This is a genomic window from Flavobacterium sp. YO12, from assembly GCF_004119495.1.
In the GTDB taxonomy this organism is placed as follows: Bacteria; Bacteroidota; Bacteroidia; order Flavobacteriales; family Flavobacteriaceae; genus Flavobacterium.
Genome location: NZ_NRQU01000156.1, coordinates 1 through 415, shown reverse-complemented (window position 1 = coordinate 415; position 415 = coordinate 1). Strand labels below are relative to the sequence as shown.

The 415-nt window shown below is 28.9% G+C and carries 1 protein-coding gene; it reads right to left on the bottom strand.

The genetic code is table 11. The features are described 5' to 3' along the window. Positions 1–415: hypothetical protein (locus tag BOW55_RS20980; RefSeq protein WP_206733644.1), on the bottom strand; the 415-nt coding region annotated here is incomplete at both ends.

Genomic DNA, 415 nt, shown 5'->3' with positions numbered 1-415 from the left:
GGCATTTGGAAGGATTGAGCTTGTATTTTCTTTGAAAAATTCAATTTGCAAAATATCTGTTGTTTCAGATTTTTCTTTTAGTTTGCCACTTAGAAAATAATTCAAAAATTGAGATTTCCCACTTCCATGATTACCCAGCAATAGAATTTTAACAGGGTAGTAACCTTTTATAATTTTTCCTTCGCTATTTAGTATAAAAACTCGATTCTTTGCAATTTCTAAGTGATTCTCTCTAACTGATAGAATAAGATTGTTATTTCTTGAAAAACCTGTATCATTTACTTGCAAGTGCTCAAGATGACTTTCATTTTCAAATAGATCATGAATATTTTCCAATGGATTGTTTGAAATATCCAGTGCTTTAATTGATAAATGAGCCAAAGGAGAAATATCAAAAACATTATTATCGCTTAAG